Consider the following 7,861-nt stretch of genomic DNA (forward strand, 5'->3'; position numbering starts at 1 on the left):
CCGGGAGATTGTTTCAGCCAGTCTTTCCGGTCGCGGCGCAGGCTTCAACCGGCTTTGTGCTCGGAGTCAGGAAGGGCCGCAGCAGGGCCATGGGGTGGGCGCGGAGCGAAAGGCGCAGGGCGACGTAGTCCTCGACCACCTGCTCGCCAAGGCTCATGGCGGGCAGGTCGGGGCCTGGTTCATGGATCGCCTCCCCGTCCATGTCGAGGGCGAAGAGCGGCAGTTCCGGGCCATTGGTCAGCGCCTTCGCCTCCCAGAGCGCCGTGCGGCGGGGCAGATCCAGCGCGGCGAAGCAATCCGCCTCCGCCAGCCGGGTCAGTAGCGCTGGTCCCAGCCCCGCCCTTCGCCAGACGTCGCGCACCGTGGTATAGCCGTTGCCACGCGCGGCGGTGATCCAGTTCGCGTCCTCCTCGGAGATGCCCTTGATCTGGCGGAAACCGAGGCGCAGGGCGAGGCGGCCGTCTTCGTCCGGTTCCATCCGGTTGTCCCATGTGCTGGCGTTGATGCAGACGGGCCGGATGGTAACGCCGTGCTCGCGGGCATCGCGCACGATCTGCGCCGGGGCGTAGAAGCCCATCGGCTGGGCGTTCAGCAGGGCGCAGGCGAAGAGCCCGGGAAAATGCCGCTTGATCCAGGCGGAGGCATAGACCAGCAGGGCGAAGCTCGCCGCGTGGCTCTCCGGGAAGCCGTAGGAGCCGAAGCCCTCGATCTGGGAGAAGCAGCGCTCCGCGAAGTCCATGTCGTAGCCATTATTCGCCATGCCGCGCAGGAAGCGGGTGCGGAATTCGCTGACGTTGCCATGCTTCTTGAATGTGGCGAGAGAGCGCCGCAGTCGGTCCGCCTCCTCTGGGGTGAAGCCCGCGCCGGTGATGGCGATCTGCATCGCCTGCTCCTGGAAGAGCGGCACGCCGAGGGTCTTGCCCAGCACCTTGCCCAGTTCATCGGACGGAAACTGCACGGTTTCCTCGCCGTTGCGGCGGCGGATGTAGGGATGCACCATGTCGCCCTGAATAGGACCGGGCCGGATGATGGCGACCTCGATGACAAGGTCATAGAAACAGCGCGGCTTCATGCGCGGCAGGAAGTTCATCTGCGCCCGGCTCTCGACCTGGAAGACGCCGATGGTGTCGGCCTTGCAGAGCATGTCGTAGACGCGTTGGTCCTCCGGGGGGAGGGTGGCGAGGCTGTAGGTCCTGCCATGGTGGAGCGTGATCAGGTCGAAGGCCTTGCGGATGCAGGTCAGCATGCCGAGGCTGAGCACGTCCACCTTGAGGATGCCCAGGGCGTCGATGTCGTCCTTGTCCCAGCAGATCACGGTGCGCTCTGCCATGGTGGCGTTCTCGATGGGGACCAGTTCGTCGAGCCGCCCTTCGGTGATGATGAAGCCGCCCACATGCTGCGAGAGGTGGCGGGGGAAGCCGGTGATCTCCTGCACGAGGTCCAGCGTGAGCCGCAATTGCCGGTCGTCCGGATCGAGGCCGATTTCGCGCAGGCGGTGATCCTCCACCGCGCCTTGCGAGAAGAAACCCCAGAGTTGGGAAGACAGTGCGCCGATGGTGTCCTGTGACAGGCCCATGGCCCGGCCAACCTCGCGGATCGCCCGCTTGCCCCGGTAATGGATCACGGTGGCGCAAAGCCCGGCGCGGTGGCGGCCATAGCGTTCGTAGATATGCTGGATGACCTCCTCGCGCCGCTCGTGTTCGAAGTCGACGTCGATGTCCGGCGGCTCGTCGCGGGCCTCGGAAACGAAACGCTCGAAGACCATGGTGCCGACCTCCGGGCTGACGGAGGTGACGCCAAGCGCATAGCAGACGACGGAATTGGCGGCGGAGCCGCGCCCCTGACAGAGGATATCGCGGGAGCGGGCGAAAGCGACGATGTCGCGGACGGTGAGGAAATAGGGTTCGTAGCGCAGCTTGGCGATGAGCGTCAGCTCATGCTCGAGCATGGCGACGACCTTCTGCGGCGCGCCTTGCGGATAGCGCCAGCGCAGCCCTTCATGCGCAAGCCGGGAAAGCCGCTCGGCGGCGGTCTCGCGCCCGGTGATCTCGGAGGGATACTCGTAGCGCAGGGAAGCAATGTCGAAGCGGCACTCTTCGGCCAAAGCCACAGCCCGGTCCACGGCGTCCTGATGGGGCCCCAGCAAGGCCCGCATCTCCGCCTCCGACCGCAGCCGCTGCTCCGCATTGGCCAGTGCCGAGCGGCCAAGCTCCGCGACGCGGCAGCCGCTCCGAATGGCAGTCAGCACATCCGCCATGCGCCGCCGTGCGCCGTGGTGCATGATCGGCGTGGCGGTGGCGACGGTGGGTAGCCCCAGCCGCTCCGCCAGCCGCGCCAGCCGGTCGAGGTGCGCCAGCCCCTCGCCGCGATAGGACGGGGCCAGCGCCAGCGCCATCTGCCCGCCAAGGCGGCGCGACAGCCGTTCCGCCATCGGCAGCCATCCACCCGCGCCGGGCCTCAGGCTTCGCGCTTCCGGCGGCGGATGCAGGACAAGCCTCAACCCTTCCATCTCCCCCGGCAGGTCATCCAGCCCGAGATGGCACTCCCCCTTCGGCGCCCGCAGCCGCCCCTTCGAAATCAAACGACACAGGACGCGCCAGCCCTCCCGCGTCGCGGCCAGCGCGGTCATCTCCACCCCCTCCCGGAACACCAGCCGCGCCGCCGGAATGAGCCGGGGTACCGTCGTCAGGTTAAGCTGCAAGGGCTCCCCCGGATGCCCCTCAGGCAAGGGTGGGCCAATGAGACCGTCCCGCGCCTCGATCGCCGCCCGCTCCTTTACCTGATGGGCAATCTCCTTCGCCTGACTGAAGGCCCGCACGATCCCGGCGACGGAATTCTCATCGGCGATGGCAATCGCCTCCAGCCCCAGCAAAGCGGCACGCTCCATGTACTCCTCCGGATGCGACGCCCCGGTGAGGAAGGAAAAGTTGGAAGTGATGCAGAGTTCCACGGCCATGAGATCAGTATATGTTCCCTCTTTGTTCCGAGCGAGTCCTTCCGGTTTCTTCTTGGCCAAAATACCCTAAAGCCCGCCCGACACGCACGAAACGGCCCGTTTGTTTGCAAATCCTCAGCGAAAGCCTTACCTAGGAGGGGAACGAGAGCACCCGGCGGCCCCGGCCTCTCCCATGAACCCTTCCCAAGACAGATTCGGAGCACCCATGACGCAGGTCAAATCCGGCGACACCGTTCGCATTCACTACACCGGCACCCTCACCGACGGCACCACCTTCGACAGTTCCGCAGGGCGCGACCCGCTGGAGTTCCAGGTCGGCTCCGGCCAGATCATCCCCGGCCTCGACAAGGCCATTCCGGGCATGACCGTCGGCGAGAAGAAAAAGGTCGAGATCCCGGCGGACGAAGCCTATGGCCAGCCGAACCCGGAGGCGACACAATCCGTACCGCGCGAGCAGATCCCGGCGGACATCCCGGTCGAGGTCGGCCTGCAGTTGCAGGTCCAGACCCCGAACGGGCAGGTGGTGCCGGTGACGGTGACCGAAGTCACCGAGAGCGAGGTGACCCTCGACGCCAACCACCCGCTGGCGGGCAAGGACCTGACGTTCGACTTCGAACTGGTCGAGATCGTCTGATCCATCTGAGCAAGCGCACCATCCTGTAGGGCGGGGCTTTGCCCCGCCTTTTTCGCAAGGACCTCTTCCCGCCCCCAACGCACCGCGTTAGGCTTGCCGAAAACAGCGGGAAGGACTTCCACATGCACATGGCCAATCTCGACGGGCTTCGCCTGCATTACCGCATCGACGGACCGGCGGACGGCACGCCCGTGGTCTTCGCCAATTCGCTCGGCACCGATTTCCGCCTCTGGGACCCGATCCTGCCGCTGCTGCCGAAGGGCTTGCGCATCCTGCGCTTCGACAAGCGCGGACACGGCCTCTCCGATTGCCCCTCCGGCCCGTACACCATGGGCCAACTGGTCACCGACACCGAAAAGCTGATGGACCTGCACGGGTTCAAGGATGCGATTTTCGTCGGTCTGTCCATCGGCGGGATGATCGCGCAGGGCCTTGCGACCAAGCGGCTGGACCTCGTGCGCGCCGTTGTACTGTCCAATACCGGGGCCAAGATCGGCACCCGCGACATGTGGCAGGAGCGGATCGACGCGGTGGCGGCCGGTGGGTTGTCGGCTGTTGTCGATGGCACGATGCAACGCTGGTTTGCCCGCCCGTTCCACACCACTGCCGATTTCCACGCCTGGCGGAACATGTTCCTGCGTTGTCCGGCGGCGGGCTGGATGGGCTGCGGCGCGGCGATTGCCGGGACGGATTTCTACACGACCACCGCCGCCCTGCGTCTTCCGGCGCTGGGCATCGCGGGCAGTGAGGATGGCTCTACCCCGCCGGATCTCGTGCGTGAGACGCTGGGCCTGATCCCCGGCTCCGAAGTGAAGCTCATTCAGGGCGCGGGCCATCTTCCGTGCGTGGAGAAACCCGCCGAATACGCTGCCATCCTGACCGAGTTTCTGAAAACGCAAGGCGCGGTCTGAACGCATGGCCCGGTTCCTGTTGATCCACGGCGCCTGTCATGGCGCCTGGGCCTGGCGCGACGTGGTCCCAGCTCTTGCCGTGCTGGGTCACGAAGCCCGGGCCATCGACCTGCCATCCCACGGTGCGGACCCTGCGCCCGCTACGTCAGTAACGCTCGACACATATGCCGAAGCCATCGTTGAGGCGTTGGAGCCGGGTACGATCCTCGTCGGTCATTCCATGGGCGGTTTTCCGATCAGCAGGGCCGCGCAGCTGGCGCCGGCGATGATCGACCGGCTTGTTTTCGTCTGCGCCTACACGCCGTGGCCGGGCTTGTCCCTGACCGAGATGCGCAAACTTGCGGGCCGTCAGCCGCTGGTGCCCGCGTTCCGCCGTGGCCCGGATGGCGCGACCATGACGTTCGACAAGACCATGGCCCCGGACCTGTTCTACCACGACTGCCCGCGGGAGGTCGTGGCGTTCGCGCTCGACAATCTCTGCCCGCAGCCCATCGCCCCGATGTCCACCGCCCTGCCGGACGAGGCCCGGGTGACAGTGCCGCGCAGCTACATCACCTGCCGCAACGACCGCGCCATTCCGCCCGAACTGCAGGACCTCCTCGCCTCGAAACTGCCGGAGGTAGACCGCCACGAACTTCCGACTTCGCACTCGCCTTTCTTCGCCGACCCGACCGCGCTGGCGGAGTTGCTCGACAGCATCGCCCGAAGCGCCTAAACGCCGGGGAAACAGACGAGGACCGCCATGCCCGCTTCGCCCTTCGACAGCGCTCACCTGCACACGCTCTTCCCCACCGGCGAGACCGCCCGACTGTTCTCCGACAGCGCCGAGGTCCGGGCGATGATGCTGGTCGAGGGCACACTGGCCAAGGTGCAGGGCGCGCATGGCGTCATCCCCGAGATTTCCGCCGCCGCCATCCACCGCGCCAGCCTCGAGTTGCAGATCGACCCGGGCAGCCTCGCCAAGGCAACCGGCGAGAATGGCGTCACCACACCGGCCCTTGTCGCCGCCTTCCGGGACCTGATGCAGGCACCGGAACACGCGCAATACCTGCACTGGGGCGCGACCTCGCAGGACATTCAGGACACCGCGCTGATGCTGCGGATGCGGCAGGCGCTCGTCCATGCGGAGGGGCATCTCGACACGATCCTCGCCGGGCTGGCCGCGCTGGCCGAGCAGCACGCCGAAACGCCCATGGCCGCCCGCACCTATGGTCAGCACGCCACGCCCACATCCTTCGGCGCACAGGTGGCGCAATGGGGCTGGCCGCTGCTGATGCTGAAACGGGAATTGCCTGAGCTGCGCGAAACCTGCCTGCTGGTCAGCCTCTCCGGCGCGGCCGGCACGGCCTCCGTGCTGGGCGACGACCCCGCCGCGATCCGCCGGGAGCTGGCCGAGAAGCTCGGCCTGCAGGACCCGGGCCGCAGTTGGCACACGGACCGCACGCCTATCCTGCGCCTTGCGGGCTGGCTCAGCCGCGCCGCGCTGGCCTGCGGCAAGATGGGGCAGGACCTGATCCTTGCCACGCAATCCGGGATCGGCGAGGTCATCCTCGGCGGGACCGGCGCGTCGTCCACGATGCCGCAGAAGCAGAACCCTGTGGCTCCCTCCGTCCTGAAAGCCCTTGCCTCCCATGCCCAGGGCCTGCACGCCACGCTTCAGGGCGCGGCAGTCCACGCCCAGCAGCGCGACGGTGCAGCCTGGTTCACCGAATGGCTGACCTTCCCGCAGCTGGTGCTGACCGCCACCGCCGCGCTGACCCATTCCGCGGCGCTTGCCAAGTCGCTCCAGCCCGCTGCCAAGACCATGCAGGAGACGCTAGACGGCACCGGGGGGCTGATCCTCGCCGAAGCGCTTTCCTTCGCACTGGCCGCCCGGATGCCCCGCCCGGACGCGCAGGCGGCGACGAAAACGCTCTGCAAGCAGGCGCGCGAAACCGGAAGTCCATTAGAGCAGATCGTGCGCGAGGCATACCCGGACCTTCCCGCTTCCTTCTTCGACAGCACCCGCCAGATGGGCACGGCCCCGAAAGAAGCCCGCGCCTTTGCCGAGGCCGTGCGCGGCTGACCCCCGCTCCGCGACGTCACACGTCGCATTCGCGCTTGCACCGCCGGATCGCCCGTCGCACCCTCGCTTGCAAAACAGGGGAGGGATCGGCGACATGACCACCATGAGGGCAGCCGTCTGCACGGCACACGGCAAACCGCTTGAAATCGAGGAGCTTCACCTGCGGGCGCCCCTGCCCGGAGAGGTCGAGGTCACGCTCGAAGCCGTCGCCATCTGCCATTCCGACATTTCCTACGCCGAGGGTGCCTGGGGCGGCGACCTTCCGGCGGTCTACGGCCATGAGGCGGCGGGCCGGATCACGGGGCTTGGCGATGGCGTCACCGGCTTCGCGACGGGCGACCGCGTGGTGGTCACGCTGATCAAGTCCTGCGGCACCTGCGGCAACTGCGTCACCGGTCGTCCGGTGATCTGCGAAAACGCCGGTGCCCCTGCCTCGCCGATCACCCGCGCCGATGGCACGCCGGTGGTCAAGTCGATGAACTGCGGCGCCTTCGCGGAAAGGGTCATCGTCGACCCGAGCCAGATCGTGAAGATGCCGGAGGACATGCCGGCCGAGAGCATCGCCCTGCTGGCCTGCGGCGTCATCACCGGCATCGGCGCGGTGATCAACGCAGGCCGCCTGCGCCCAGGTGAAGATGTGGTCGTCATCGGGGCGGGCGGCGTCGGGCTCAATGCCATTCAGGGCGCCCGCATCGCCGGTGCCCGCCGCATTGTCGCCGTCGACATGAGCGAGGAAAAGCTGGACGACGCCATGGACTTCGGCGCCACCCACGGCGTCCTCGCCACGGCGGACGAGCCATGGAAGCAGGCGTTCAAGGCCCTGGGGCGCGGCGCGGACCTCGTGGCCGTGGCCGTTGGCGTCCTGCCCGCCTACAACGATGCCCTGCGATACATGGGCTGGGGCGGACGGATGATCATGGTCGGCATGCCGCACTCCGGGGGCATGGCCGAATACGAGCCGGTTGTGCAGGCCTTCATGGGCCAGCACATGATCGGCTCCAAGATGGGCGACGTGGTGATCCAGCGCGACATCCCCTGGATGGCCGATCTCTACCGGCAAGGCCGCCTGAAGCTCGACGAACTCGTTTCAAACCGCTGGCGGCTCGACCAGATCAACGACGCCATCGCCGACACCAGGACCGGCAAGGCCCGCCGCAACGTGATCCTCTTCGACAGCTAAGCGCCGCCCCGGGCTTCTTTGGTCCAAAAATACCCTTGGGGGTCCGGGGGCGAAGCCCCCGGTCGGGGGGGGGGGCGCGGGGGGGCGCCAAAAAAAAAACCAAAAACAAAGAAAA

Annotated in this window: 6 protein-coding genes; 5 read left to right on the forward strand and 1 reads right to left on the reverse strand. The window is 67.2% G+C overall.

Annotation, left to right across the window (positions count from 1 at the left end; all coding sequences use genetic code 11):
• Positions 1-13: 13 nt before the first annotated feature.
• Complete coding sequence (locus ACP159_RS02340; RefSeq protein WP_425098008.1) at positions 14-2,956, reverse strand: error-prone DNA polymerase; 2,943 nt, start codon at positions 2,954-2,956, stop codon at positions 14-16.
• A 205-nt stretch (positions 2,957-3,161) separates the two neighbouring features.
• Here ACP159_RS02340 and ACP159_RS02345 point away from each other — a divergent pair, with 205 nt between their 5' ends.
• The 5 genes from ACP159_RS02345 (at position 3,162) to ACP159_RS02365 (ending at position 7,746) form a co-directional block, all read left to right on the forward strand.
• Entirely contained in the window at positions 3,162-3,590 is a 429-nt protein-coding gene (locus ACP159_RS02345; RefSeq protein WP_425098009.1) for an FKBP-type peptidyl-prolyl cis-trans isomerase, read from the forward strand.
• A 122-nt stretch (positions 3,591-3,712) separates the two neighbouring features.
• Positions 3,713-4,501 (forward strand): 3-oxoadipate enol-lactonase, encoded by a 789-nt coding sequence (gene pcaD, locus ACP159_RS02350; RefSeq protein ID WP_425098010.1) that lies wholly within the window; start codon positions 3,713-3,715, stop codon positions 4,499-4,501.
• A 4-nt stretch (positions 4,502-4,505) separates the two neighbouring features.
• Positions 4,506-5,216, forward strand: a complete 711-nt coding sequence (locus ACP159_RS02355) for an alpha/beta fold hydrolase (RefSeq protein ID WP_425098011.1) — start codon at positions 4,506-4,508, stop codon at positions 5,214-5,216.
• 27 nt (positions 5,217-5,243) lie between these two features.
• Positions 5,244-6,566 carry a class-II fumarase/aspartase family protein gene (locus ACP159_RS02360; RefSeq protein ID WP_425098012.1) on the forward strand — a complete coding sequence of 441 codons (1,323 nt, stop codon included), beginning with the start codon at positions 5,244-5,246 and terminating at the stop codon, positions 6,564-6,566.
• A gap of 94 nt (positions 6,567-6,660) precedes the next feature.
• The gene (locus tag ACP159_RS02365; RefSeq protein ID WP_425098013.1) at positions 6,661-7,746 is read left to right on the forward strand and encodes a Zn-dependent alcohol dehydrogenase; all 1,086 of its coding nucleotides are present in this window, start codon (positions 6,661-6,663) and stop codon (positions 7,744-7,746) included.
• Positions 7,747-7,861: the final 115 nt, after the last annotated feature.

The organism is Tropicibacter sp. S64, assembly GCF_049803835.1.
Classification (GTDB): Bacteria; Pseudomonadota; Alphaproteobacteria; order Rhodobacterales; family Rhodobacteraceae; genus Pacificoceanicola.

What these genes read in the sequence shown, in the direction of transcription:
- ACP159_RS02340 (WP_425098008.1), bottom strand. Translation starts at nt 2,956, where the DNA reads ATGGCCGTGGAACTCTGCATCACTTCCAACTTTTCCTTCCTCACCGGG.
- ACP159_RS02345 (WP_425098009.1), top strand. Translation starts at nt 3,162, where the DNA reads ATGACGCAGGTCAAATCCGGCGACACCGTTCGCATTCACTACACCGGC.
- pcaD (WP_425098010.1), top strand. Translation starts at nt 3,713, where the DNA reads ATGCACATGGCCAATCTCGACGGGCTTCGCCTGCATTACCGCATCGAC.
- ACP159_RS02355 (WP_425098011.1), top strand. Translation starts at nt 4,506, where the DNA reads ATGGCCCGGTTCCTGTTGATCCACGGCGCCTGTCATGGCGCCTGGGCC.
- ACP159_RS02360 (WP_425098012.1), top strand. Translation starts at nt 5,244, where the DNA reads ATGCCCGCTTCGCCCTTCGACAGCGCTCACCTGCACACGCTCTTCCCC.
- ACP159_RS02365 (WP_425098013.1), top strand. Translation starts at nt 6,661, where the DNA reads ATGACCACCATGAGGGCAGCCGTCTGCACGGCACACGGCAAACCGCTT.